This is a genomic window from Gluconobacter sp. Dm-74 (assembly GCF_018256135.1).
Taxonomy (GTDB): domain Bacteria; phylum Pseudomonadota; class Alphaproteobacteria; order Acetobacterales; family Acetobacteraceae; genus Gluconobacter; species Gluconobacter cadivus.
The window spans coordinates 19,300-42,744 of the sequence record NZ_JAERLX010000007.1 but is presented as its reverse complement, the minus strand read 5'-3'; the positions used below and the strand labels follow the sequence as shown (position 1 = coordinate 42,744).

21 protein-coding genes are annotated in these 23,445 nt (G+C 62.0%); 16 read left to right on the top strand and 5 right to left on the bottom strand.

The window, feature by feature from the left end; all coding sequences use genetic code 11:
- Positions 1-90: 90 nt before the first annotated feature.
- The 3 genes from JK208_RS10915 (at position 91) to JK208_RS10905 (ending at position 3,392) form a co-directional block, all read left to right on the top strand.
- On the top strand, positions 91-678 hold the full coding sequence (locus tag JK208_RS10915; protein WP_211576278.1) for a cupin: 588 nt from the start codon (positions 91-93) through the stop codon (positions 676-678).
- Positions 675-1,400 (top strand): NADPH-dependent F420 reductase, encoded by a 726-nt coding sequence (locus JK208_RS10910; RefSeq protein ID WP_194268708.1) that lies wholly within the window; start codon positions 675-677, stop codon positions 1,398-1,400. Before JK208_RS10915 ends, JK208_RS10910 begins: the two co-directional genes overlap by 4 nt.
- Before the next feature lie 72 nt (positions 1,401-1,472).
- Positions 1,473-3,392 carry a ComEC/Rec2 family competence protein gene (locus tag JK208_RS10905; protein WP_349291982.1) on the top strand — a complete coding sequence of 640 codons (1,920 nt, stop codon included), beginning with the start codon at positions 1,473-1,475 and terminating at the stop codon, positions 3,390-3,392.
- A gap of 11 nt (positions 3,393-3,403) precedes the next feature.
- On the opposite strand, the gene nth is transcribed toward JK208_RS10905, so the two are convergent.
- On the bottom strand, positions 3,404-4,102 hold the full coding sequence (gene nth / locus JK208_RS10900; protein WP_211576184.1) for an endonuclease III: 699 nt from the start codon (positions 4,100-4,102) through the stop codon (positions 3,404-3,406).
- A 198-nt stretch (positions 4,103-4,300) separates the two neighbouring features.
- On the opposite strand from nth, the gene JK208_RS10895 reads away from it, so the two are divergent.
- Both JK208_RS10895 and JK208_RS10890 read left to right on the top strand, forming a co-directional pair.
- The gene (locus JK208_RS10895) at positions 4,301-6,118 is read left to right on the top strand and encodes an ABC transporter ATP-binding protein (protein WP_211576276.1); all 1,818 of its coding nucleotides are present in this window, start codon (positions 4,301-4,303) and stop codon (positions 6,116-6,118) included.
- 122 nt (positions 6,119-6,240) lie between these two features.
- Positions 6,241-7,620, top strand: coding sequence for an amidohydrolase family protein (locus JK208_RS10890; protein WP_211576183.1), 1,380 nt, complete (start codon positions 6,241-6,243; stop codon positions 7,618-7,620).
- Here JK208_RS10890 and JK208_RS10885 read toward each other — a convergent pair whose 3' ends face one another.
- The 3 genes from JK208_RS10885 to rph form a co-directional block, all read right to left on the bottom strand.
- Positions 7,621-8,844: a cation:proton antiporter gene (locus JK208_RS10885; protein ID WP_211576182.1), complete on the bottom strand. Its 1,224-nt coding sequence runs from the start codon at positions 8,842-8,844 to the stop codon at positions 7,621-7,623.
- A gap of 173 nt (positions 8,845-9,017) precedes the next feature.
- Entirely contained in the window at positions 9,018-9,614 is a 597-nt protein-coding gene (gene rdgB / locus JK208_RS10880) for an RdgB/HAM1 family non-canonical purine NTP pyrophosphatase (protein ID WP_211576275.1), read from the bottom strand.
- A complete protein-coding gene (gene rph, locus JK208_RS10875) occupies positions 9,614-10,336 on the bottom strand; it encodes a ribonuclease PH (RefSeq protein WP_211576181.1) in 723 nt (240 codons plus the stop codon). Before rph ends, rdgB begins: the two co-directional genes overlap by 1 nt.
- An 83-nt stretch (positions 10,337-10,419) precedes the next feature.
- Between rph and hrcA the strand changes: the two genes are divergently transcribed.
- From hrcA to JK208_RS10835, 8 genes are all read left to right on the top strand, one after another.
- Positions 10,420-11,490, top strand: coding sequence for a heat-inducible transcriptional repressor HrcA (gene hrcA / locus JK208_RS10870; protein WP_077803731.1), 1,071 nt, complete (start codon positions 10,420-10,422; stop codon positions 11,488-11,490).
- Between the two features lie 107 nt (positions 11,491-11,597).
- Entirely contained in the window at positions 11,598-14,231 is a 2,634-nt protein-coding gene (locus tag JK208_RS10865) for a penicillin-binding protein 1A (protein WP_211576180.1), read from the top strand.
- A gap of 39 nt (positions 14,232-14,270) precedes the next feature.
- Positions 14,271-15,402 (top strand): peptide chain release factor 2 gene (gene prfB / locus JK208_RS10860; protein ID WP_099286072.1). Its coding sequence is split into 2 segments (ribosomal slippage): positions 14,271-14,339 and positions 14,341-15,402, totalling 1,131 coding nucleotides; the frame shifts between segments, so codons are not numbered across the junction.
- A gap of 397 nt (positions 15,403-15,799) precedes the next feature.
- Positions 15,800-16,468, top strand: a complete 669-nt coding sequence (locus tag JK208_RS10855) for an energy transducer TonB (protein ID WP_194262805.1) — start codon at positions 15,800-15,802, stop codon at positions 16,466-16,468.
- Between the two features lie 140 nt (positions 16,469-16,608).
- Positions 16,609-17,703 carry a MotA/TolQ/ExbB proton channel family protein gene (locus tag JK208_RS10850; RefSeq protein ID WP_211576178.1) on the top strand — a complete coding sequence of 365 codons (1,095 nt, stop codon included), beginning with the start codon at positions 16,609-16,611 and terminating at the stop codon, positions 17,701-17,703.
- A 4-nt stretch (positions 17,704-17,707) separates the two neighbouring features.
- Positions 17,708-18,133, top strand: coding sequence for a biopolymer transporter ExbD (locus tag JK208_RS10845; RefSeq protein WP_062028222.1), 426 nt, complete (start codon positions 17,708-17,710; stop codon positions 18,131-18,133).
- Positions 18,134-18,205: 72 nt separating this feature from the next.
- A complete protein-coding gene (locus JK208_RS10840) occupies positions 18,206-18,640 on the top strand; it encodes a biopolymer transporter ExbD (RefSeq protein WP_099286074.1) in 435 nt (144 codons plus the stop codon).
- A gap of 3 nt (positions 18,641-18,643) precedes the next feature.
- On the top strand, positions 18,644-19,885 hold the full coding sequence (locus JK208_RS10835) for a lipopolysaccharide assembly protein LapB (protein ID WP_194262807.1): 1,242 nt from the start codon (positions 18,644-18,646) through the stop codon (positions 19,883-19,885).
- 52 nt (positions 19,886-19,937) lie between these two features.
- Here the strand turns inward: JK208_RS10835 and flgH are convergent, their stop codons facing one another.
- Entirely contained in the window at positions 19,938-20,684 is a 747-nt protein-coding gene (flgH, locus tag JK208_RS10830) for a flagellar basal body L-ring protein FlgH (protein ID WP_211576176.1), read from the bottom strand.
- 285 nt (positions 20,685-20,969) lie between these two features.
- Between flgH and JK208_RS10825 the strand changes: the two genes are divergently transcribed.
- The 3 genes from JK208_RS10825 to JK208_RS10815 are packed head-to-tail and all read left to right on the top strand — an operon-like array spanning position 20,970 to position 23,445.
- The gene (locus tag JK208_RS10825; RefSeq protein ID WP_249202107.1) at positions 20,970-21,878 is read left to right on the top strand and encodes a GDP-mannose 4,6-dehydratase; all 909 of its coding nucleotides are present in this window, start codon (positions 20,970-20,972) and stop codon (positions 21,876-21,878) included.
- Positions 21,879-21,931: 53 nt separating this feature from the next.
- Positions 21,932-22,114, top strand: a complete 183-nt coding sequence (locus JK208_RS10820; RefSeq protein WP_235993473.1) for a DUF4089 domain-containing protein — start codon at positions 21,932-21,934, stop codon at positions 22,112-22,114.
- On the top strand, positions 22,111-23,445 hold the full coding sequence (locus JK208_RS10815; RefSeq protein ID WP_211576175.1) for an AtzE family amidohydrolase: 1,335 nt from the start codon (positions 22,111-22,113) through the stop codon (positions 23,443-23,445). The genes JK208_RS10820 and JK208_RS10815 overlap by 4 nt, the downstream gene beginning before the upstream one ends.

Sequence of the window (23,445 nt, the reverse complement as noted above, 5' to 3'; positions counted from 1 at the left end):
AAAGCTAAGGTTCTTCAAGCGCGTGTGATTTCCAGCCGCCTCCCGAAGCGGCCTATTGTGACGTTCAATAGTTCGGGTGGTGCCTTTCCAATGAACAGACGCGATTTTAATGCCCTGCTGGCAGGGCTGGGTCTGACCTTCGGAGAGGGGAAGATCCATCACGCCAGCGCCACGACCTCCCGTGTGGATGTCTTTACGCTGCGCGCCAATGACTGGGTTCCGAACAATCCGGAACTTCCTGTCATCGTCTATCGCAATGCGCTTGAAGCCGGGCCGGATCGCGAAGCGGTGTATGAAGACCTGTTCAGCCGGAACGGCTGGCCGCCGCAGTGGCGCAACGGTGTCTATCCGTTTCATCACTATCACAGCCTGGGTCATGAAGTTCTGGGCTTTTCCAACGGTTCCGCACGCCTGATGCTGGGAGGGCCGAACGCCCGAACGGTTGAGGTGCGCGGTGGCGACATCGCCGTGCTTCCGGCCGGAACGGGGCACTGCAATCTCGGATCGGACACGGAGTTCACCGTCATCGGCGCCTATCCACCCAACCAGTCTTTCGACATCCTCCGCGCCGCCCCCACGGCGGAGCAAAGTGCCCGTATTCACGGCCTGCCATTCCCAAAAGCCGATCCGGTTCAGGGTGCAGCAGGCGTCCTCGCACGGGAGTGGCACCCATCATGACGGGTTTTCCTCTCAGGCGGCGTCCGTTCCTTGCAGCACTCGCGGGGCTGGCCACGGTCAGCAGCGCCAGTGCGGTCGAGGCGACGAGCCAGAAAATGCGGATCGGCATTATCGGCACAGGTCATGTCGGTACGACGCTGGCGGAGCTTTGGGTTCATGCGGGTTATCCCGTCATGGTGTCGTCGCGCTCCCTGAGCGAGGCGCAGTCTCTGGCCACATCGCTGGGCCCGCTCGCCACGGCCGGAACCCCGGCGCAGGCGGCGGCCTATGGCGATGTGGTGGTGCTGGCCGTCCCCTATGGTGCTATTCCGCAGCTCGGCCCGCAGCTCAGCCGGACGTTGTTGGACAAGGTTCTGCTTGATCCGTCCAATCCCTATCCCTGGCGGGATGGGGCGATTGCGGATACGGCGCAGCGGGACGGGGCGGGGGTGACGACACAGCGTTATTTCCCTTCGGCGCATGTGGTGCGGGCGTTCAACTCCATTGACATGACCACGCTGCGTTCCGAGGCGCATCGCGCTTCGCCGCTTCTGGCGGTTCCTGTGGCGGGCGATGATGCGCAGGCTGTGTCGCAGGTGACGACGCTGGTGAGGGCGGCCGGATTCGACCCTGTCGTGACCGGCAATCTTGCAACCGCAAGGCTGTTTCAGCCGGGGAGCACCGGGTTTGAACTGGAGCGGGATGCTACTGGTCTGAAACAGGCGCTGCACCTTCCGCAGTAGATTTTTCCGCAGGAGGCGCTCGCCTTATTAGGGGAGGCGCGTCCTGCGGAAAAATCCGTTACGGTTCTGTTTGTGAAGACAGAACCCCTCTCCGTCCCGGACCTCGATCCGCGCGAACTACTGGAGCGCGAAGAAGGCCTCGACCTTGTGCCGAAGCTGCCTTCGCCCCTGATCCGGTCTGTGCTGGATCAGGGGCGGCAGATGATCTGCTGGCTTCCGGTGGCAGTCGGGCTGGGGGCCGTGTTCTATCTCGTCCTGCCGTTCGAGCCCTCCATTGTGTCTGTCGTCCTTGCCACCCTTGTGGTTGGGCTGCCAGGGGCAGCGTGTCTCCGGTGGGGCTGGCAGCGGCTGTTTCCGCGCCTGCTGGGGTTTGCGCTGCTTGCTTTTGCGGCTGGTTTTGGTGATCTGGCTTTTCAAGCCTGGATTCAGCCGCCCATGCCGGTGTTGCCGACCCATGCCACCGTTCTGACGGGCCGCGTACAGTCGCTGGAAATCCTACCGCCCCGGAATGATGACGAAGATGACGGCCATCGCATCACTTTGGCCGATGCCGTGTTCGACACGCCCGTTGATGCCGGAATGGCCCCATTGCGCCGGACGCTGCATATTCGCCTGCGGGACGATGACGATCTGTTGCCCGAGCCGGGAAGCACGATCAGTCTGCGCGCGATGCTGCGGCCGCCGCCCCCGCCGTCATGGCCCGGCGGACGCGATCTTCAGCGCGAGGCATGGTTTTCGGGGCTGGCGGGAAGCGGTTATGCGCTGGGGCCGATCAGTCTTTCAGGCGCAGTGGTTCGGGCTTCATGGATCGAGACCCTGCGCGAGGCTGTTGCGTTCCGCACCGCGGCTGTGCTGCCCGACCAGACCGCCGCGATTGCGGCCACGCTTCTGGCTGGTGAAGCCGGGGGCATTGACCAGCAGACGCGGGAAGCATTTTCCGCTTCGGGACTGGCGCATTTGCTTGCCGTTGCGGGTTTGCATCTGGGGCTCGTGATGGCCGCCGTCATTGTGACGTTGCGGTGTGGTCTGGCGTCCATTGAATATGTCGCCCTGCGCTGGCCCTGTCGGCAGATCGCCGCCGTTTCGGGGTTGTTGGCCGGAGCGGGCTATGTGCTGTTGACGGGGGCGCATCTGCCCAGCCTGCGGGCGCTGGGCATGGCGAGCCTCGTGACGCTGGCCATCGTGACCGGGCGGCGCGTTCTGTCCATGCGGTCGCTGTCCATTGTGGCGCTTCTAATCCTGCTGGTTTCGCCGGTTTCGGTTGTGGATGTGTCGTTCCAGATGTCTTTCGCCGCCGTGATGGGGCTGATTGCGGGCTATGGCGTGTTGCGTGAGCCGCTTATGCGGCTTCGCGGTGAGGGGGAGTGGTACAGGGTTGTGGCATCCTATGGCGCGGCCCTGACGCTGACGAGTCTTCTCGCCGGCTTGGCGACGCTGCCGGTCAGTATGGCGCATTTCGGGGCGTTTCAGCCGTGGTTTGTGCTGGCCAATCTCGTGGCGGTGCCGCTTGCGGCTGTCTGGATCATGCCGGTCGGGCTTCTGGCGCTTGTTGCCATGCCGTTTCATGCCGAAGCGCCGTTTCTGAAACTCATGGGCGTGGGCATCCGCGTCGTGCAGGCGCTGGCGGAGCGGGTGGCGGCGCTTCCGGTGGCGCCTCTGCCGCCGGAGTGTCTGATCGGTTTGTGCCGGATCAGCGTTGGGGCGCAGACCGTTCTGCTGCGTCCGCATGATTTATCGGACGGTGTTCATCTCCCGACGGCGCAGCAATGTGACGGGGTGAACCTGTTTATCAGCGCCTCTCCCGCCCGCAAAGGCTGCGCGGATGTGCCGTTCATTGATCGGTTTTCGGTCTGGCGCGACGGGGCTTATGCCGTGTTCGCCGGGCGTGCCCTTACGATTGTTTCGGATCGGAGCTGGCGGGGGAACCGGCTCTGGGTGCCGCCCGTGGGTTGGCACGGCATGCCGAACCTGCCTCTGGCTCAGTCCGAGTAAGGCCTGAATTTTCAGGCCGTGGCTGTTTTGCGTGTGGACGGGGCTACCGTGCGTTTGTCTGGATACAGGCACCATGTCGTGGCCGGGCAGCGCCAGCATTCGGGCGCGCGGGCCTTGCAGACATAGCGCCCGTGCAGGATCAGCCAGTGATGCGCCGGGCGGAGCATGTCTTTCGGGATGCGGGCGACCAGCCCGTCCTCGACCTGCCGCACGGTTTTGCCGGGGGCCAGACCGGTGCGGTTACCAATGCGGAAGATGTGGGTATCGACCGCCATCGTATCCGCGCCGAATGCGACATTCATCACGACATTTGCCGTCTTGCGCCCCACACCAGCCAGCGCTTCGAGCGAGGCCCGATCGGAGGGGACCTGTCCGCCGTGACGCTCCAGCAACTGATGGCAGAGCAGGTCCACGTTATGCGCTTTCGCCCGCCACAGGCCGATGGTGCGGATGTGTCGCGCAATGCCCTCTTCGCCGATGGCTGCCATGGAGGTTGGGTCGGGGGCTTCCTCGAACAGGCCTTTGGTCGCTTTGTTGACGGATTTGTCCGTCGCTTGTGCTGAGAGCACGACGCTTACCAGAAGTTCGAACGGATTGCGGAACACCAGTTCGCTTTCCGCATCGGGATTGGCTTCGGCCAGTGCCGTGATGAAGGCTTTGGCGGCCGCCTTGCTCATGGCCCGCTTGGCGGTTGCGGGGGCATCGGTCATGACGGGCACTCCAAGAGGGTGTGTTGCCGGGGGTGTGTTGCGTCTGGTCCGGACACACAGCAAGATACGGCAAAGTTCTGAAAACTCCATGCCATCACACCCCATGCCATTACACCGTGGCCTGTTCTGCATGACATTGCAGACCGGCAGACGGCGGAGCGCCCTGTGCCTGATACCGTTTCCGATACCCCTCTTCCCATGAGTCGCCAGCAACAGGAGGGCCGCAAGCAGGAGGTGTCCTTTACGGACGTCCTGTCTTTCGTCTGTAGCCGCTGGTGTGATCATCCTCTTCTGCTGGCCAAGACCCTCGGCGGCGTTGCCCTCGCCACGCTGGCCGATGTCTGCACGCCGGTTCTCGCAGGCCGTCTGGTGGAGGATATTTCCCGCCATGCCGCTGGCCCGGCTGTGGAGAAAACTTCGGAACTCCTGCATCTGCGCGATGATGCGGGGCTGATGGTCGCGGGGCTGATCGTCCTCGGGCTGGTCGGGCTGTTCGGACGGCGCTCTTCCTTCATCGGGATTTCGCATCTCACGCTCGCCATCATGCATCGTGTTGCCAATCAGGCATTCGATCGGGTGCAGCGCTTCTCGACGGACTGGCATGCCAACAATTTTGCCGGCTCGACCGTCCGCAAGTTGACGCGTGGGATCTGGGCGATTGATACGCTGGACGACACGCTCCTGCTCCTGATCGCGCCGGAAGTGCTGGTTCTGGGCGGGACGACGGCGGTTTTGATGGTTCGTTCGCCGTTGATGGGGTCGGTTCTGGCGGTTTCGGTGGTGCTGTTCGCTACGCTCTCCATCCTGCTGACCCTGCGCTATGTCGCGCCGACGGCCCGCGCGTCCAATGAATGGGACACGAAAATGGGTGCGGCCATGGCGGATGCCGTGACCTGCAATCCGGTCGTCAAGGCATTCGGTGCGGAAAACCGCGAGGACGACCGGCTCGACAGCATCATCCGGGGCTGGCGTCAGCGCACACTGACGACATGGGTCCGGGGCACGAATAGCGCCAATCTTCAGGCTCTGGCCTCGCTCGCCATGCGGATGCTGCTGATCGGGCTGGCGGTCTGGTTGTGGTGGGGAGGGAATGCTGGTCCGGGAGATGTGGCCTATGTTCTGACCATGATGTTCCTCGTGCAGGGGTATCTGCGTGATCTGGGGCAGCAGGTCAGTCAGGTGCAGCGTTCGGTCAATGAGATGGAAGAACTCGTGGCGATTTTCCGTCGCGATCCCGCCATTCAGGACGCAGACGATGCCCAGACGGCGCGTTTCACGACAGGGGCGATCCACTTCGAACATGTGGACTTCCAGTATCCGGGGCAGGCCAAGCCGCTTTACCACGACCTGAGCATTGACATCGCGCCGGGGTCCCGCGTGGCGCTTGTCGGGCCGAGCGGCTCGGGCAAGACGACCCTGACCAAGCTGCTCCAGCGCCTTTATGACGTGAATGGCGGGCGGATCGTGGTGGACGGGCAGGATATCGCCCATGTCACGCAGGACTCCCTGCGCGCGCATATCGCCATTGTTCCGCAGGAACCGGTGCTGTTTCATCGCACGCTTGCGGAAAACATCGCCTATGCGCGCCCCGATGCGAGCCGCGCCGAGATCGAAGACGCCGCCCGTCTGGCCAACGCAGCGCCGTTCATCGAGCGGCTGCCCGAGGGTTACGAAACCATGGTCGGCGAGCGTGGGGTGAAGCTCTCAGGTGGCGAACGCCAGCGTGTTGCCATTGCCCGCGCCTTTCTGGCCGATGCGCCCATCCTGATTTTCGACGAAGCGACGTCCAGCCTTGATTCCGAGTCCGAATCCCTTGTGCAGGATGCGATGCGTCGCCTGATGCAGAACCGGACCGTCATCGTTGTGGCGCATCGTCTCTCGACCGTCATGGAACTGGACCGCATCCTCGTGTTCAGTCAGGGCGCGCTGAAAGAAGACGGAACGCACGCCGAACTGATTACGCGCGAGGGCGGGATCTACCGCCGCCTGTTCGAGCTTCAGTCACTGGAGGGCTGAGGCCGGAAGGAAATTGGCATCTTTCCCGGTCTGGGGGCGTTTCGTCCTTCAAGGACGTTTCCGCCCGGAGCACAGGATGCCCGATAAAGAAGCTCGGCGGGAGCCAGACAGGAGACCGCCGCATGACCATCCGTTCCGCCTTCACTGCCCTGCTGCTCGCAACGCCTGCCGCTTTCAGCATTGGAGGTGCGCTGGCTGAACCGGTCGCGTTCGAGCATGCGCGGCTGATTGACGGGACCGGGGCTTCGGCACAGCCGGACGCCACGGTGGTCATCGACAATGGTGTGATTCTTTCGGTCGGCATCCCGGCTCCTGCCGATGCGCGGCATGTGGACCTGACGGGCAAGACGCTGATGCCCGCTCTTATCAGCGATCACAGTCATGTCGGCCTCGTGAAAGGTACGGGGGCCAGCCGCGACAACTATACCCGCGCCAATATTCTCGCCGCCATGAAGCAGTATTCCGACTATGGCGTCCTGACTGTCACGGCGCTGGGTCTGAACCGTTCTCCGCTGTTCGATACGCTACGTCAGGAACAGCATGAGGGCCGCAATCCGGGGGCGGATCTGTATGGCGTGGATCAGGGGATCGGTGCGCCGGATGGTGTGCCACCGGCCGCCATGGTTAAGGGCGTTGGTCCCGATCAGGTGTTCCGTCCGACCACGCCGGAAGAGGCGCGCAAAGACGTGGATCAGATGATTGCGGAACACACGGATCTGGTGAAGCTCTGGGTGGACGACTTCCGCAATGACGTCCCGGACGGCAAGACCTATCCCATGCTGCCGCCCGCTATCTATCAGGCCGTCATCGACGAGGCGCACCAGCACGACACGCGGGTTGCGGTGCATATCCACGATCTTGCTGTCGCCAAGGCCATCGTGGCGGCAAAAGCCGATATTCTCGCGCATGGCGTGCGGGATCAGCCGGTAGATCATGATCTGATCGCGGCGATGCTCCGTCAGGGCACATGGTATATTGCGACGCTGGATCTGGACGAAGCGAACTATCTCTATGCCGAACAGCCGGAGCTGCTCTCCAATCCGTTCGTTCTGGCGGGCATGGACCCGGCCCTGCGCCGTCAGTTCACGGACCCGAAATGGCGTGCGGAGACACTGGCCAAGCCTCTGACCAAGGCCTCGCATTACGCGCTGTCGGTGAATCAGAAGAACCTCGCCGTTCTGTATCGGGCGGGAGTGAAGGTTGGTTTCGGGACGGATTCCGGGGCCGCACCGACCCGTATTCCCGGCTTTGCCGAGCACCGTGAGTTGTATCTGACGGTGCAGGCCGGGCTGTCCCCTGTGCAGGCCATCAGTCTGGCCACGGGCAATGCCGCGGCCCTGTTGCATCTGTCAGACCGGGGTGTGATTGCGCCCGGCCGCCGGGCGGATCTGCTGATCGTGGATGGTAATGCGGATGAAAACATCGCCACCGTGGACCAGATTGATCAAGTCTGGCAGCGGGGCGCGCTTGTCAGCCACGGCCCCGTGCGTTCGAAGGATTGATTATGCTACGATCTCGGGGCGCGAACGTCCCGAGACGAGCCGGAACATCGGCCCGGTCAGCGTCGTGGAAATCACGGCCAGAACCATCAGGGAAGCGAAGGCAAATTCCGAAATCATGCCATGCGCGTGCAGGATGGTCGCCGCCACGATTTCCATCAGCCCCTTGCACTGCAACAGGGAGCCGATACCGAGTGCCTGACGGTTCGTCAGGCCCGGAGCAGGCGGGAAAATCCATACGGCAAGGATTTTCGTGACGATCGCAATGACGACCAGCAGCAGGGAGGCCAGAACGGACGGCCATGTCAGCGCATCGCCGTCGATCCGCAATCCGCTATGGCCAAAGAACATCGGGGCCAGCCAGATCAGTGAGAACGTCCCCACGGCCTCGACCGGCAGGCGACGGACCCAGCGTGGCGGCATGAGCGCACCTGCGAAATAGGCGCCGATCAGTTCGTGCAGCCCCAGTTCGTGGCTCGCCCAGGACCCGGCGGCCAGATAGGCCGGAACAGCGGCCCAGATGATCCAGATCGGCGGGTTTTTCAGGTTCCGCGTGGCCCAGCTGCTGAGGAGCGCCATGCCGACCAGAAGCAGGACGGCCAGTCCTTCAAATCCGGTCCAGCCATGCAGCGCCTCGGTTCCGCGTGCCGCGAACTGGAGGATGGCCAGTCCGATCCAGAGGGCCGCATCGTCCACGACCGCGAGTTTGAGGGCAAGCTGTCCGACGGGGCGATATACGGGCTCCAGTTCGCGCACGATCCCGATCAGGACCGGCAGCGCACTGACGGAAATGCACAGCCCGATCGACATGGCGCCGATCCAGCTATTGCCATGTGGGGCCTGCCAGCCATGCAGCGGCAGGAAGAACAGCTTGACCAGAATGGTGCCGATGGCGAACGGAACGCCCAACGCCACGAGCGCTCCGCCCAGCAGGCGACCCAGTGTCGGGGAGGGGAGGTTTTCGGCTTCGGGAGAATGGGTGGGATTCTGCCACATTTCCAGTCCGGCGGTGAACGCCAGAACCAGAACGGCCAGCCAGCCAATATAATCGCCGTAAAGCGAGGGAATACCGACTTTTGACGCTGGAAAATGCAGGACCGCCAGAACAATGCCCACCAGAATGGGCAGGATGGCAATGGGAATGGAACGCCTGAGCAGTTGCCACAGTCCCCACGGAACGAGGACAAATATAAATGCATCCGCAAACAGTGCTGTCACATTCCCCATGACGATCCCTTTTTTGTTTCAGGTCCGGTCAGGGTAACATGGATCAAAAAAATTAGGGTAATTTTTTATTTCCATGTAATAAATAATTCTATGTTTGTGTTTTCAAAGAACTGTTTTTGAAAGGAATGAAAACCCGGAGTTTTCTTTTGGAAAAGACCGGGTTTTTCCAGTCATCAGGCGATAAAATTCTTCAGGAATTGCTCCAGCGCCCGGCCGCGATGACTGATGACATTTTTCTCGGCTTCGGTCATTTCCGCAAAGGTCCGGCTTCCGCCTTCCGGCACGAACATCGGATCGTAACCGTGCCCATGATCGCCGCGTGGGGGCCAGATGACCGTGCCGTGACATTCGCCCTGTACGGTCCGGGTCTCGCCATCCGGCCATGCCAGACATAGGGCCGCGACGAAAAAAGCCCGATGATCGGCGCTATCGCCCATTTCCTGATGCACGCGGTCCATTGCGATCTGCATGTCTTTGGTCGGGCCGCCCCAGCGCGCGGAATAAACGCCCGGACGATTGTCCAGCGCCGCGACGCAGAAACCGGAATCATCGGCCAACGCGGGCAGTCCGGAAGCCTTGGCCGCGGCCAGAGCTTTGATGGCGGCGTTGCCGGTGAATGTCTCTTCCGTCTCTTCGGGTTCCGGGAGGTTCAGTTCGGCGGCCGAGATGACGGTGATCCCGCTCTCGGCCAGCAGGGTGGAGAATTCGCGCAGCTTGCCGGCATTATGGCTGGCCAAAACGATTTTCGAACCGCGGGACAATGTCCGCATCATGTAGTCTCCAGGACGTGATTTTGGGCGTCGAACAGTCGGGCCGTGCCGAGCTTCGCCAGTCGGAGGAGTTCGAAAAATTCGCTCTCCTGAAATGGCTTGTCCTCGGCGGTTCCCTGAATTTCGATGATGCCACCATCCGCCGTCAGGACGAAATTCGTATCGGCCTGCGCGCTGCTGTCTTCGATATAATCCAGATCCAGCACGGCTCCGGCATCCGTCAGCCCGCACGAGACCGCTGCGACCTGAGCCGTGAGGGCTTGGGAGCGTTTGATGTTCTTCAGCGCGATCGCCAGCGCCACCCAGGCGCCCGTGATGGAGGCGCAGCGCGTACCGCCATCCGCGTTCAGGACGTCGCAGTCGAGCGTGATGGTGCGCTCTCCCAGCTTCTTCAGATCCACACAGGCCCGGAGCGACCGGGCAATCAGCCGCTGGATTTCCTGCGTGCGGCCGGACTGCTTGCCTTTGGCCGCTTCGCGCTGGCCGCGATTGTGGGTCGCCCGGGGGAGCATTCCGTATTCGGCCGTGATCCAGCCCTGTCCCCTGTTGCGCAGGAAGGCCGGAACACGCTCCTCGACCGTGGCCGTGCACAGGACTTCCGTGCCGCCCACGCGGATGAGCGCGGAGCCTTCGGCATGGCGGGCAAAGCCCGTTTCGATTGAAACAATGCGGTTTTCGTCCGGCGCACGCCCGGAGGGACGCTTGCGTGCGGTGTCAGTCATGTCAAAAAAGATCCTGTGGAAGAATATGTCCCGCCTCTAGCGCGTTTGACGCAGACCCATCCAGCCCCGACAGTGGGTTTACCATGATGCGACCACAGCCTCCCCTGTTCCGCCCTTCCATCCCGATGCCGCACGGTCTGGGAGATCGTGAAGCCGCGATTTTGCGTGAAATCGTTGAGGAATATGTCGAAACGGGTGAGCCCATCGGCAGCCAGACGCTGGCCCAGCGCCTGCAACCGGCGCTGTCTTCGGCCACGATCCGCAATGTCATGGCGGATCTGGCGCGGGCCGGACTGTTGTTCAGCCCGCATGTTTCAGCCGGGCGTCTGCCGACCGAAAAGGGCGTGCGCCTGTTTGTGGATGGCCTGCTCCAGTTCGGCACCCTGACGGAAGAAGACCGCGCCAGCATCGACAGCCGGCTCGATATTCACGGGCGGTCCTATCAGGATATCCTGTCTGAAGCGTCGTCCCTTCTGTCGGGCCTGTCTTCCGCTGCCGGACTGGTGCTCGCACCGAAATCGGATGCCGCGCTCAAGCATATCGAGTTCGTAGCACTTGGTCCGGGGCGGGTTCTGGTCATTCTGGTGGGTTCGGACGGGCAGGTGGAGAACCGCATCATCGAGACCCCGCCCGGCGTGCCGCCTTCCGCTCTTGTCGAGGCCGGGAACTACCTGAACGCCCGTCTTGGTGACCTGACGCTCGGCACGCTGCGCGAGCGGGTCCGGAGCGAAATGGATGCCAGCCGCCATGAACTCGATGCCCTGACGGCCAGTGTGATCGAAAGCGGTCTTGCGACGTGGGACGCCGATGGAGGGACGCTGTTCGTGAAAGGGCAGGGGAAGCTGCTGGCCGACATCACGGAAATCGAGCGCCTGACGACGATCCGCATGCTGTTCGACCATCTGGAGACGCAGGAGACCATGCTTCAACTGCTGCAACTGGCGGATGCGTCCGAAGGGGTGCGGATCTATATCGGGCGTGAAAGCGGGATGTTCGGGATGTCGGGCGTGTCCATGATCGTGGCGCCTGCCCGCAACGAAGCCCAGAAAATCGTGGGGGCGATTGGCGTGATCGGCCCGACCCGTCTGAATTACGGGCGGATCGTACCTGTTGTGGACTACACCGCGCGGATGGTGGGCCGTCTGCTGGGCTGAGGGCGTCTGAACGTTTCGGAATAATGGTCCCGGGGTTACGCCTCTTTCATGAAATGACCTTTTTAGACGGGGCGACGAAAGGGGCGGAATAATGCTATGCAGGGGGCATGACGCGACGCTCTCTCCGCTCCCGTAACCCTCAAGGTCCGGGCGCCACGCCACCACGCCCTCCCCGTTTTCGCCGCTACCGGCAGTCCCTGGCGATCATCGCCGGTGTGGGGCTTGTGGGTGTGGCCGGAGCGGGTGTTCTGGGCTGGACGACCTATGCCAAGCTGGTGGCGGATCTGCCCAGCGTGGACAGTCTGCGCGCCTATCAGCCGCCGACCGTCAGCCGCATCTATGCTGCCGATGACCGTCTGATGGCCGAGCTGGCGAACGAACGCCGGATCTTCGTGCCGATCAACGCGATCCCCGAGCGTGTGAAGAATGCCTTCATCGCGACGGAAGATCATAATTTCTATACGCATGGCGGCGTGGATTTCATGGCGATCGGCCGGGCGGGTCTGACGGACATTTTCGCGCGTCATGGCCGCCGTCCGCTGGGTGCTTCGACCATCACCCAGCAGGTGGCGAAGGTCATGCTGCTCAACAGCAACGTCGTGAGCCTCGATCGCAAGATCAAGGAAGCTCTGCTCGCCATGAAGATGGAGCAGGTGCTGTCCAAGGACAAAATTCTCGAAATCTACCTGAACGGCATCTATCTCGGGAACGGTGCCTATGGTGTCGCCGCGGCCGCGCAGAGCTATTTCAACAAGCCGCTCGACCAGCTCGACGATGCCGAAGCCGCCTCTCTGGCAGCACTTCCCAAATCGCCCACGAACTATAACCCGTTCCTGCATCCGCAGGCCGCGATGGGCCGCCGCAACCTTGTGCTGGATCTGATGGTCGAGGCAGGCGTTCTGACGCGTGAGCAGGCCGATCAGGAAAAGCAGGAGCCGCTGGTCCCGCAGCAGAAGCAGCGTTTTGGGCCTTTGCCGGATTCCGAATGGTTCGGTGAGGAGGTCCGTCGTCAGTTGATCGCCCAGTATGGTCAGGACCGTGCGGCACAGGGTGGTCTGGAGGTCCATACCAGTCTGGACCAGAACCTTCAGACCACCGAAACGCGTCTGCTGCATGAAGGGCTGATGAATTACGACCGCGCCCATAGTGGCTGGCGGGGGCCGTTGCGCAACCTGCCGGATATTCAGGATGACGGCTGGGAGAGCGCGCTCGATCATGTCACGCCGCCCGGCGGGATGCTGCGCGAGTGGCGTCTGGCGGTGGTGTTGCCGGGTGGCACGCATGTCGGCTGGATCGAGGACGGCAGCGCCCGCAAAGGCGCGCTTCTTGCGAGTGATATCGCCTGGGCGCGGCGGGCGCATCCGCTGCGTGCCGGGGATGTCATCATGATCGAACCGCAGGAAGGCGGTTCGGCGGCCCTGCGCCAGATCCCACAGGTCGAAGGTGCAACGGTGACGCTGGATGTGCATACGGGCCGCGTTCTGGCGATGGTTGGCGGCTGGTCGTTCCATGAAAGCCAGTTCAACCGGGCCACGCAGGCACTGCGTCAGCCGGGATCGTCGTTCAAGCCGTTCGTCTATCTGGCCGCGATGGAACAGGGGATTTCCCCGTCCGAGCGTTTCGACGATTCGCCCATTTCCTATGGCGACTGGCATCCGCAGAACTACGAACATGACAACTGGGGCCCGACGACGCTGCATGACGCGCTGCGCGAAAGCCGCAACCTCGTCACGATCCGTGTTGCCGCCCATCTCGGCATGAAAGCGGTCGCGGATACGGCCATCCGCGCCGGGCTCGTGGCGCAGATGCCGCATGTTTTGCCCGCGGCGCTGGGTGCCGTCGAAACCACCGTCATGCGCGAGGCCGCGGCCTATGCCACGATTGTCAATGGCGGCCACATCGTCACGCCGACTCTTGTGGACGACATTCAGGACCGCTCCGGGAGCGTGCTGTGGCAGGCAGGGGGGCTGAAGCTCGGCACCGCGATGCAGGCTCCGCCCAGCGAACAGCCTGCTCCCACGGACGGAACTCCGGCCGATGGCACGACACCGCCTGCCGCGCCGGTTGCCCCGGTCCCAGCCACGCCCGTACCCGGCAGCGTGTCCGTTCCCTCCCTGACCGACACGCGCCCGACGCTGGCCAGCGAGCAGAGCACGTTCCAGATCGTCAAAATGATGCAGGACGTGATCGCCCGGGGTACCGGCCGTATGGCGGGTGTTGGCATCGATCGTCCCATCGCGGGCAAGACCGGGACCAGTCAGGACTTCCATGATGCTTGGTTTGCCGGATTCTCCCCCGATATCGTTACGGTGGTCTGGGTTGGTTTCGATACACCCCAGACGCTGGGCCGCAATTCGGATGGTGGCCGCATTGCCGGGCCGATCTGGAACAAGATCATGAAGGTCGCTCTGGCCAGCCGTCCGAAGCTCGACTTCCGCGTGCCGGACGGTATTACGCTGGCCAGCTACGACACGGGACGCATTTCGGCCGTCGATGGCTTCAAGACCGATCAGGTTCCGGGTGCGTCCGTTGAGCTACATGGCTTTGGCGCTGGTACGGAAGCCCTGACTGCCGCCGATACGGGCGCGGACAGCGTGATTTCGGATTCCGAAAGCGGCATGGCCCAGATGCCGGATCAGCCGGGAGGCGGCACGCCCGGCACCGGGTCGTCCGCAGCGCCGGGACAGGCCCAGAAACCTGCTCCGTCCGATGGTGACATTGGCGTGGGCGGCCTATACTAAGGCCACCAGAACAGACCCCCCTTATGAGTGGAGGACACTATGTCGGCCGAAACCGAGGCCCTTTCCGTCCAGATCAAGCAGTCGGTGGCACTGCTGAGGAGGCATCTTTGACTGGGATGTCGCAACAACACGCCTCGCGGAACTGAACCACCGCGTTGAAGACCCTGACCTGTGGAACGACGCAGAAGCCGCCCAGAAGCTGATGCGCGAGCGCACGACGCTCGCCAACCAGATCGAAGGTGTCCAGCAGATCGAAGCCGAGGTCGAAGGTACGCTCGAACTGGTCGAACTGGCAGAGATGGAAGGGGATGACAGCCTCGTTCAGGATGCCGTGCAGACTCTGCGTGCCATTGCCGAAGACGTCCGCAAGCGCGAAATCGAAAGCCTGCTCTCGGGCGAGGCGGACAGCAATGACTGTTACGTCGAGGTGAATGCGGGCGCTGGCGGTACGGAAGCTCAGGACTGGGCCGAGATGCTCCTGCGCATGTACACGCGCTGGGCCGAGCAGCATGGCTACAAGGTCACGTTCATCGAAGGCAGCGAAGGCGAGCAGGCTGGCATCAAGTCCGCGACCATTCAGGTGAGCGGTGCGAACGCCTATGGCTGGCTCAAGACTGAGGCCGGCGTGCATCGTCTGGTTCGGATCTCACCGTTCGATGCGGCGGCCCGTCGTCAGACGTCGTTCGCGTCTGTCTGGGTCTATCCGGTCGTGGATGATTCGATCGAGATCGAGATCAACGATTCGGATTTGCGCGTCGATACGTTCCGGGCCTCGGGCGCGGGTGGGCAGCACGTCAACAAAACGGATTCGGCCATCCGGATCACCCATATCCCGACGGGGATCGTGGTGGCCTGTCAGACCGACCGTTCGCAGCATCGCAACCGTGCCAAGGCGATGGAAATGCTGCGGGCCCGGATGTACGAAGCCGAGTTGCAGAAGCGCGAAGCTGCCGCCGCCCAGACGGAAGCCTCCAAGACCGATATCGGCTGGGGACACCAGATCCGGTCCTACGTTCTGGCGCCCTATCAGCTCGTCAAGGACTTGCGGACGGGTGTGGAGAAGGGAAATCCGGGCGCGGTGCTCGATGGTGCCCTGGACGACTTCATGTCGGCCTCGCTGGCGCAGAGCGTCGGGGCGACCCGGTCGGAGGCTAGCGCCTCGGCCCAGTAAACCCTGTTACGTTTAAGCCCTGTCGGCTTTCAGACGGATTCGCTCAGGCGCTGGAACAGAAAAACTGTTCCGGCGCCTTTTTTCTTGAATCTGTCATAACGCGGTGAAGTGACGTTACGTTCTCAGGATTTCGGGGAATATTTTTATTTGCCCGGACAGGGCGCAAAGCGCAGAATATGTCCACAATATGAAAAAATCGTTTCGATAAGAGCAATCACCGGCTTGACAGCATGGGGGTTAGACTGCCCAATCAGCATATCGGGTATGTTCTCACGGCATATGACGCATTCCTATGCGTCTGCAGCGGGAAAGCCTGATGGCAACACAGAAATCGGGGCACCGCACCCGGCAGATGTGGACCAACGCCGGTGTCAGTGAGGGGTAAGAAGGTTTCGACATGAAGAGCTACGCCGCACAGCAGCGCAAGCCGACAGACTACATTGTCGCGATCGTCGTGGCCGTGCTGGCTATGGGCGCTGTGATCTATGCGCTTATGAGTGGTGCTGTGAGCAAGCTGGTCCAGGAAAAGCCGCCTATCAAGACGGAAGTGATCAAGGAACAGCCCAAGCCACCGCCGCCACCGCCACCGCCGCCGCCGCCGCAGATGGAGCAGCCGCCGCCGCCGTATATTCCGCCGCCGAAGATTTCCGTGCCGCCGCCGCCCAAGGCGATCCAGCGTGTCACTCACGCCAAGCCGCCGCATCCGGTACCGCCCAGCCCGACCCCTTCGCCGGAGCCCGTTCCGTCTCCGCCGCAGGGACCGCCAGCTGACGCAGTGCCAGATCATCAGGCAGGCGCGCGGCCGATCAACGGTGCACAGGCTGTCTATCCGGACGAGGCCATGGAAGAAAACCGCGAAGGTCATGTGACCGCATCGTGTGACATTCTTCCGACAGGCAAGACGGCGAACTGTACCATTACCAGTTCGAGCGGTGGCCATGAGTTCGTGGAAAGTGCGCTCGACTTCCTTCGTCGGGCCCGTTACCAGCCCGCCGTTGTCAATGGCGTTCCGGTAACAGAGCATCACCACGTCCTGCACATCGACTTTACGATGGGCGACGACTGATCTTTCGACTGCCGTCAAACAGAATTGCCCTGTCAGGATTTCCAGTCCCTGACAGGGCTCAGAAAAGGGCCGGTCTCCATATGGCCGACACCCCATTAAAAGCTCCGGAAACGGGCATCGATAACGAGGATATGGAGTTCATGACCAGACTGTTCCGCCTTCCTGCCCTTGCCGTTCCGACGAAGGCGCGTGCCGTCCGGGCCAGCGCGCTGGCTCTGACGCTGGCCCTGGCTTCCGGTGCAGTTGCACCGGCCGTCGCTTTCGCCCAGCCGGCTCCTGCCGACCAGAGCGCTCCTGCAGCCGCTCCGGTTGACCCCTCTACCAACCCGGCACCCCCGGCAACGTCCGCCGATCCGGCTGGTGCTCCTGGGGCAGCTGCTCCGAATGATGCGGGTGCACCTGCTGCGCCTGCTGACAGTGCCGCTCCGGCAGCGGCTCCGGCCGACCAGTCTCCCGCAGCGGCTGCAACGCCGGGCGAGAGCGTAACTGCGACGCCGGAAGCTCCTGCTCCGCAGGGTAACCCGTATGGCCTCGGCGCTCTGTGGGCCAATGGCGATGCGATTGCCCGTGGCGTTCTGATCATCATGGTGATCATGTCCGCTGGTACCTGGATCATCATGGTCATGAAATTCCTGGAGCAGGGCCGTCTGTTTGCTGCCTCCAAGGAAGCTGCACGCGAGTTCTGGACCAAGCCGTCCGTTCAGCAGGGTGCTGCTGCTCTGAAGGCGTCTTCTCCGTTCCGCTACATCGCAGAAACGGGCATCGTTGCCGCCGAGCACCACGAAGGCTCCATGCGTGACTCGATCGACCTGCCGTCCTGGACCGAAATGTCCATCTCGCGCTCGGTCGACACCATCAACACCCGTATGCAGGGCGGCCTCGCCTTCCTCGGTACGGTGGGTTCCACGTCGCCGTTCGTCGGTCTCTTCGGTACGGTCTGGGGTATCTATCACGCCCTGACGGCCATCGGCATCTCCGGTCAGGCGTCCATCGACAAGGTTGCAGGCCCGGTTGGTGAGTCCCTCATCATGACGGCCATCGGTCTTGCCACCGCTGTTCCGGCCGTGTTGGGTTACAACCTGCTCGTTCGTCGCAACAAGGGTGCCATGGATCGCGTTCGCAACTTCGCGGCCGACATCCAGTCCGTCCTGATCGGCGGTTTCCGTCACGGCGTCAGCCCGGAACAGGGCAGCATGGCTGTTCCGACCACCATCACCACCAGCGAGCGGATCTGATCCTATGGGAATGAACGTCGGAGGAGGCGGCGGTGACGACGAGGTGGTGTCGGCAATCAACACCACCCCCCTCGTCGACGTCATGCTGGTGCTGCTGATCATCTTTCTGATCACCATCCCGGTTGCCACACACTCGGTGAAGGTCAAGCTGCCGGTCGATGCGAATACGCCCACCCAGACCAGGAAGGGCAACATCGTTCTGGCAGTGAATTCAAACGGCCAGGTGTTCTGGGACACGACGCCGGTTGCGAACCACACTGACCTGCTGAACCGTCTCGTCGAGGTGGCAAAGCAGAAGCCCCAGCCGCAGATCCAGATCCGCGGTGATCAGGCTGCCAAGTATCTGGCAGTCGGCCAGGTGGTCGCGACCTGCCAGGAAGCTGGTATCGCCCACGTGGACTTCATTACCGAGCAGCCTCACTCGAACTGAGGTCGTGTCGGGTCGTTCCGGACAGGGCGGCCCGACAAAGCTTTCACGTCACCTTTTTGGAGAACCGCCGTCATGGGCATGAGCGTCGGATCTGACAGCACGCACGAAGACGAAGGCATTGTCGATATCAACACCACGCCGTTGATCGACGTGATGCTGGTGCTGCTGATCATGCTGATCATCACCATTCCGCTTCAGACACACTCGGTGGCGATCGATCTGCCTCAGGGCAATCCTCCCCCATCGACCGAACAACCCAAACTCGTGACCGTCAGCATCGGCTACGACAACAGCATTTCCTGGAACAACGAGCCAATTACGTCCGAGGCGTCTCTTCAGGCTCATTTTCAGGCCGCTGCCGCAATGCCGGACCAGCCTGAAATGCATATCCACCCGGATCGTCTTGCGGACTACAAGACCGTGGCCCATGTTATGGCAGACGCACAGCGTCTTGGTATGACCAAGCTTGGAATTGTTGGTCTGGATCAGTTCATGGAAGGACAGTAATTCGTGTCTTTGTCCCTTTACCGCCGTCTGAGCGCCCGTAATCTTCTGCTGGCCGGTGTCTTTGGTATCGCCGCGTTTGCTGGCTCCGCCCATGCCGATGACGTTCTCGGTCAGGCTGTTGGCAAGGATCTGCAGCAGGCCCAGAGTGCTTTGGCATCCAAAAATTATGCCAAGGCCATGGAAGCCGTCGATGCCGCAGACGCGGTCAAGGGCAAGACCGATTACGAAACCTACACCACGGCCCAGATGCGCGCCGCGATTGCCGCACAGTCCGGCAACACGGACGCCGCAATCAAGGCCTATGACGTTCTGATCAACAGTTCGCGTACGCCGAAGGCCGCGAAGGGTCAGATGCTGATGGCACAGGCCACCATGGCCTACAGCGCCAAGCAGTACGCTCGCGCCATTCCGGCGACCGAGCGCTATCTGAAGGAATATGGCGCCGACCCGCGCATGCAGACCATGCTGATCCAGTGCTACTATCTGCAGCAGGACTGGAAAGGCACGGCCAAGGCCGCGCAGGAGCAGGTGGACGCCACGATCAAGGCCGGCAAGGTTCCGGCCGAAAATCAGCTTCAGATGCTGGCCACGGCCTATACGAACCTGAAGGATGCGGACGCCAAGACGCATGCCTATGTTCTTCTAGCCAAGTATTATTCGAAGCCTGATTACTGGTCGATGCTGATCCATGATCTGGTGGCGAATCCGAACCTCTCGCCGCCGCTCATTTTCTATGTCGAGCGCCTGCGTCTGGCGACGGGTGTGCTGAAGGATCCGTCCGATTATCAGGACATGGCCGAGCGTGCAGTGCAGATGGGCCTGCCCCAGCTTGCGCTGAACCTGCTCAATCAGGGTTATGCGAATCACTCGCTTGGTAACGGCCCTACCGCCGCTGCTGATGCGAAGTTCCATGCGTTCGTTGCCCAGCAGGCTGCCACGAACCGGAGCCAGCTTGCTGCTGCTGTGACGCAGGCGGCCTCTGCGCCAAATGCAGGACCGGCTCTGACTGCTGGCTACAATCAGGTTCTGAATGGGCAGGTTGATGCCGGTCTGGCCCTGATGAAGACGGGTCTGGGGAAGAATCCGCGTTACCCCGATCTGGCTCAGGTTGAATACGGTATGGCGCAGATGGATGGTGGCCAGAAGGCCGAAGCCATCAAAACGTTTGAGGCTGTTTCTGGAAACGGAGCGGCTCGTGACGTGGCAGAACTCTGGTCGCTGCTGCTCTCGCGTCCTGCGAAGTAAGACAGTCTTTCGACTCACAAAAAAGCCGGGGCTCTCCCCGGCTTTTTTGTGTTCAGAACGGCAGGACCGTGTCCATGAACTGCTGCCCGTAACGTGGTGTCTGAAGCTGCGTGAGGGTTCCGCGTCCACCGTAGGAGATCCGTGCTTCGGCCATCCGGTCATGCGTGACGGTGTTGTCCGCCGTGATGTCCTGAGGGCGGACAATGCCGCTCACGCCCAGCTCGCGTAGCTCGCTGTTGACCCGGACTTCCTGTTTTCCCATCACGACAAAATTGCCGTTGGGCAGGACCTGAGTGATGGTTCCGGCCAGACGCAGGGTAACAGTTTCGTTGCGGGTGATTTTCCCAGTCGCGCTGGAATCGCTGCTACTGGCCGTATTCAGGCTGTTTGCACCGGTAATCGAACTGATGATCTTGCCCTTGATGCCGAAAAGGTTGGGAATGCCGAACTTTTCGTCAGCGGCTCTGTCAGCCGTCGTTCCGTTGTTGAAGGCGGCGTTGTCGGTGATGTCCACGATGATCGTGACGAGATCCCCGACCTGAGAGGCCCGCTGATCCTTGAAGAAGGCTTTGCTTCCGGAGCGCCACAGGCTGGCCGCTTCGTCAGGAGGCGGCTGAAGAGGGGGCATCGGCATGCTGACCGGACGGTAGGAGGCGGCAAGCGTCGGATTTGTGATGGATGTCATACGGGGTGGCCGTCCGATTTCGGACATCTGGGCGAGGGAATTGCAGGCTGACAGGACCGGCAAAAGGCCAAGCAGCCCCAGAGTACGCACAGAATGTCGAAAAAGGTGCCGCATGGAGAAGTTGAGATCCGTCAGTTCCGTAGGGTCTCAAGCAAACACGATAGCGGTAAAAAACCTGTTAAGACACCCGCATTCTTGCGCGTTTAAAAGGCGCGTTGAACGTGACTGATCAACCATTGCGTCGCTTACTTTCCCTTGCCCTGTTCGCGGATGTGACCGAAAAGAGTCCGGTCTGGGATGGCATTTGGTCAGTCTGGGCCATTCTGCCGGGAGAACGCCCCATGCCGACTGTTTCTGTCTTTTCTGTTGCGGGCCGTTCGTTCGCTTATGGCTCCTGACATGGGGTTGCGGATTCTGCTGACGGGTGGGCAGGGATTTGTTGGGCAGCACCTCAAAGCCCGGCTTCTGGACCGACTGCCCGGGCATGTGCTGCTGGAAGATCCGATGGATATTCGGGATCGGGCTGCGGTCGAACGTTTTGTCCGTAGTGAAAAGCCCGATGCCTGTCTGCATCTGGCGGCCGTCTCTTCGGTGGCGCGCGCCGAGGCTGAGGACGCATGGACTGTCAATCTGGATGGAACGCTCATTCTCGCCGAGACTTTTGAGGCTTATGCCCCACAGGCCAGTTTTGTGTTCGTCTCAACGGCCGAGATCTATGGCGCGAGTTTCTCGTCAGGGCAGCCGCTCGATGAAACAGCCGTTATTGCGCCGGTCAATGCCTATGCGTCCAGCAAGGCGGCGGCGGATCTGGCGATTGGCAATCTGAGTCAGGAGGGATTGCACGGCGTGCGCCTGCGCTCCTTCACGCAGGCCGGAACGGCGCAGGATGAAGCGGCGATTCTGCCACTTCTTGCGGCACAGGTTGCGCGGATCGAGGCTGGCCAGCAGGCTCCGGTCATTACCGTTGGCCAACTAGATGCCGGATTTGACGTTACCGATGTGCGTGATGCCTGCGACGCCTATATCAGTGCGCTCGTTCCGCCTCGTCCGCTGCCCAATGGCATCGTTCTGAATATCTGTTCAGGCGTGACGCGGACCGTCCGTTCGATGGCGGAGGACCTTCTGGACGTTGCGGGTGTTTCGGCCACGCTCAGGGTGGATCCGGCCCTTGCCTCGCCGTCTGGTCTTGCGGTCATGCAGGGTAATCCGGCGGCGGCGCGTGAGGCACTGGACTGGTCCGCGCGCATTCCGTGGAGCGAGACGCTGGTAACGGTTCTCAATGACTGGCGTTATCGCATCACACTCTGAAAGCCCGTAATACAATCGACAAAGACCATTTTCTTCGCAAAACCGGAGTTCGTATGATGACAGATCCCCATGACACTGAAATCACGGTGCTCGCCACTGCGAACGGACTGGTCATTCCGGTCGAGTTCCATGCAGGCGTGCGGAGCAATCTGGATCTTCTGCGCAATTATGGTGCGCTGATCGAAGGGCTGGAACTGCCTGATCGCCTCGAACCTGCATTCCGGTACGAGCCATGAGCGGCCTTCAACTGCGCACCGTTGCGCTCGCCGCCAGCGTTCGCAAGGGCGAAATTTCTGCTCGTGAACTCGCGGTGAAGGTTCTGGCCGATATCGAAAGCCGGGACGGAGCCTATGGCTGCGTCACGCGCCTTCTGATGCAGCGTGCGCTGGAAGCGGCTGAACGGGTGGACCGTCTGGTGCTTCAGGGGCAGGACCCCGGACCGCTCGCGGGTGTGCCTTTCGGTATCAAGGATCTGTTCGATGTCCGCGGAGAGATTACGACGGCGGGGTCCAAGGTTCTCGCCAATGATCCGCCCGCCACGCAGGATGCGGTTCTGGTCGCGCATATGATCGCAGCCGGGGCCATCCCCGTTGCCCTGACGAACATGGACGAATTCGCCTACGGATTCGCCACGATCAATGCGCATTACGGCAATACCCGCAATCCGCATGCGCCGGACCGCCTGGCGGGAGGCTCCTCAGGCGGGTCGGCGGCGGGTGTGGCGGCGCGGCTGTTTTCCATCGGGCTGGGGTCCGATACGAATGGCTCGATCCGCGTTCCGTCCTCGCTCTGCGGTATCTGGGGGCTGCGCGCGACGCAGGGGCTCCTGTCGACCGAGGGCAGTTATCCGTTCGTGCCGAGTCTCGATACGGTCGGGCCGTTTGCGGACAGTGCAGGTGGGCTGAAGGCCTGTTTTGAGGCTCTCAGCGCCAAGGCGCTTCCGGCTGTGGAGGCAGGCAGCCTGCGGATTGCCCGGCTTGGCGGCTGGTTCGGTGAAAACATGTCTCCCCCGATGCAGACGGCCATCGACAAACTCTCGATGGGGCTGGGGGCGACGGATGTGGTTGAACTGCCGGAGGTGGCGCGGGCGCGGGCGGCGGCTTTTGTTATCAGTGCGTCCGAAGGGGCGGGGCAGCATCTTACCCGCTTGCGGACACGGGCTGCGGAATACGATCCCGCCGTGCGTGACCGCCTGTTGGCCGGTGCGCTTCTGCCATCCACGCTCGTCTTTCAGGCCCATCGTCTGCGGCACTGGTTTCGGGACCAGATGCATGAGGCGTTCGCAAAGACCGACATCCTGCTGGCCCCGGCGCTTGTCGGGGAAGCGCCGCGCTTCGATCAGCCTGAAATCGAGATCGGGGGCAGGATGGTCTCCGCCCGCGCCAATCTGGGGCTGTATACGCAGCCGCTGACGCTGGCTGGGTTCCCGGTTCTGACGGTTCCGATGAAGGTTCCGGGCCTGCCGCTCGGCGCGCAGTTCATCGCGCGTCCGGGGCGGGAAGACCAGCTTTTCGCGCTGGCGGAAAAGCTGGAAGCGGACGGGCTGGCCGAAGCCCGTCTGATCTGA